Origin of the sequence: Campylobacter sp. BCW_4338, assembly GCF_001763255.1 — a bacterium.
Classification (GTDB): Bacteria; Campylobacterota; Campylobacteria; order Campylobacterales; family Campylobacteraceae; genus Campylobacter_D; species Campylobacter_D jejuni.
This window is the reverse complement of sequence record NZ_MJYJ01000064.1, coordinates 1-2,382: the sequence shown is the minus strand read 5'-3', so window position 1 is coordinate 2,382 and position 2,382 is coordinate 1. Positions and strand designations below refer to the sequence as shown.

Below are 2,382 nucleotides of genomic sequence, written 5' to 3'. Positions count from 1 at the left end.
CTCCCATTTAAACTCCTGTATTATAAAGCACATTATAAGCTTTATCTTTAAAATCAAGTTTAGTGATAAAATCTTTACTATAAAGTCTAAAATCCAAACCATAAGGAGTGAATTTTTGATAGTCTTTAAAGATTTTCATATACCACATACACACTTGCAATTAATATAATAATATTGCATAAAAACCCTATAAACCAACTTAATTTTTTGCGTTTTTCTTCTGTGCTATAACATTTAAATAAATAAGCTTGCAATAAACAAGGAAGTATAAAAAATGTGATTGTAAAAAAAAACATAGTTATACAAGTCAAAAATCCAAAATAATTATATGCTTTATATTCTTGCGGTGACAATTCTTTAGCTTCTAGAGAGCTAAGTAATGCAAGATCCCTAGAAGTTTCAATACCATAGGTAAGATAAAATATGATAACAATAGCCATAAAAAAGATAATAAAATATACTAAAAAATAAGATTTTACAAATTCTTTTATGTTAATTCTCATCCAATAATTTAAAATAGAAAAGGCAATAAGAACACTTAAAGTTGTAAGATAAAATTTTATATTAGTAAAAGCAAGAATAAATCCAAATAAACCCCAAAAAATAGAAAATGTAATATCTTCTCCCATTTAAACTCCTGTATTATAAAGCACATTATAAGCTTTATCTTTAAAATCAAGTTTAGCGATAAAATCCTTACTATAAAGTTTAAAGTCCAAACCATAAGGAGTGAATTTTTGATAGTCTTGGTAATCTTGATTGTAAAGATAGTATTGCTTGGTTTTTGGGGATTGTAGAATATCAGCAAAGGTTATTTGTGGTATAAAAAATAAATATTTCTTTGGTTTATAAGTTTCCATCTGTCTTGTAGAACCCCAAATACTAAAACTCTTTTCATTAAAATCCCAAGCTCCAACAGGTTGTCCTAGCTTGATAAAATTTCCCTTATCATCAAATTCATGTCCTTGATCTAAAAATCAAAGCTATCATAAACATAAACAAGCATTTCATCAACGCGGTATGATACCTTTTCTCTATCTCCTTGAATTTCTTTTTTAATGCTTAATTTCGAAGGAACAAAATTAAAAGAAAATTTACCACTACAAGCATAAAGAGATAGATCTTGCATGAGTTCATCATAAGTTTGTTCCCCAATCTCCGATGTATCATAACCTAACATAGTGCTCATTGTCAATGGTTGCGTTCTTAAATATGTTTTAATAAACCAAGTAAGAGAAAATTCTGTATCAAATTGCTTTGCGATATTTACTTGTAAATTTTCCCGAATTTGTCTGAAAAACTCATCATCACCCACACCTATATATTGACAATTTAAAGTATCAAGCTCATAGGGCTTACAGTCTAAAATGCGTTTATAATCTTTTGAAATTTCATCATTTTCTTTAATGATGATATAAGATTCTTCATTTTTATCGCTTCGATTTTCTTTTATATCGATAGCAAAATCAAATTTATATTCTCCTTGAGGCAAATTTTTTAATATCAAAATATTATGAGTTTTTTGTAAGATTATTTCTATTTGCTTTGTAAAATTTTGAGTGTATATGTCTTCTTTTGTATGAAATTTTTTACTTAGTCTTTTTATTATAGGAAAATGAGAATAAAACTTATCCCAATCTAGCGTAGTGTAAAATTTAATAGAACGCCTTTCTTCTCTTACTTCATTTGTTTTATTATCTATATGGCGAGAAAAACGCTCTGAATTTTGCCTTAGTCTTTTCATCTCTTGGGTTTGTGTGTTGTTTGGATAAGGGGTATAATGTAAAATAAGGGGTTCTATACCTTTACTTTGTAAGAAATTTTGTATTTCTTTTAGTCTTTGTTCTGCTTGGGGATTATTAGGTTTATTTTGTTTTACGGGGAGATGATAATTTTGTATTGTATCTATCTTAGGGCTATTTTGCCACAATACTTGAAGTTGATAGCTAATAGCCCAACCTAGTGTTGCTATTTCATTATTGCTTTTTTGATAGTATTTAAATTCATTATAACAACACTCTAATTCTGTAGGTAAAACTGTTTCATCATATTGCAAAGTGCTAAAATTTATATTATTAATATAAATTTGGCTCTTTAAAGTTTCTTCATTAATATGTCCTACTGGAACAATGTTTTCCCAAAAAAGTTCTTCATCCATTATTTCATCCTATTGTTTTTATATTTTTTAGAAATTCCTTAAGCATGTTCTCATTTAAATTTATAGAATACCTAGTCCAGCACATTCTAGCATATTTATAAAGTTTCATATATTTGGCTTGTTTTCATATATTATTTTATCCTTTATGATTTGCATTTGAATTCATCTTTAGGAGAAAAATAATAACTAGGTGTATCTTGTTTTATAGTATTATCTTGATCTAA

At 27.0% G+C, this 2,382-nt stretch carries 4 protein-coding genes; all 4 read right to left on the bottom strand.

Annotated features, from left to right (window positions below):
* Positions 1 to 7: 7 nt before the first annotated feature.
* The 4 genes from AJN69_RS10445 to AJN69_RS08305 all read right to left on the bottom strand — a co-directional run bounded on the left by AJN69_RS10445 (position 8) and on the right by AJN69_RS08305 (position 2,158).
* Positions 8 to 139, bottom strand: a complete 132-nt coding sequence (locus AJN69_RS10445) for a hypothetical protein (RefSeq protein WP_016818322.1) — start codon at positions 137 to 139, stop codon at positions 8 to 10.
* Positions 126 to 629, bottom strand: a complete 504-nt coding sequence (locus AJN69_RS08315) for a hypothetical protein (protein ID WP_070274789.1) — start codon at positions 627 to 629, stop codon at positions 126 to 128. Before AJN69_RS08315 ends, AJN69_RS10445 begins: the two co-directional genes overlap by 14 nt.
* The gene (locus AJN69_RS08310; RefSeq protein WP_070288015.1) at positions 630 to 860 is read right to left on the bottom strand and encodes a hypothetical protein; all 231 of its coding nucleotides are present in this window, start codon (positions 858 to 860) and stop codon (positions 630 to 632) included.
* Between the two features lie 110 nt (positions 861 to 970).
* On the bottom strand, positions 971 to 2,158 hold the full coding sequence (locus AJN69_RS08305; protein WP_070288017.1) for a hypothetical protein: 1,188 nt from the start codon (positions 2,156 to 2,158) through the stop codon (positions 971 to 973).
* Positions 2,159 to 2,382 lie beyond the last annotated feature (224 nt).

Excerpts from the sequence above, each read along its gene's own strand:
- AJN69_RS10445 (WP_016818322.1), bottom strand. The coding sequence starts at position 139 with ATGAAAATCTTTAAAGACTATCAAAAATTCACTCCTTATGGTTTGGAT.
- AJN69_RS08315 (WP_070274789.1), bottom strand. The coding sequence starts at position 629 with ATGGGAGAAGATATTACATTTTCTATTTTTTGGGGTTTATTTGGATTT.
- AJN69_RS08310 (WP_070288015.1), bottom strand. The coding sequence starts at position 860 with ATGGAAACTTATAAACCAAAGAAATATTTATTTTTTATACCACAAATA.
- AJN69_RS08305 (WP_070288017.1), bottom strand. The coding sequence starts at position 2,158 with ATGGATGAAGAACTTTTTTGGGAAAACATTGTTCCAGTAGGACATATT.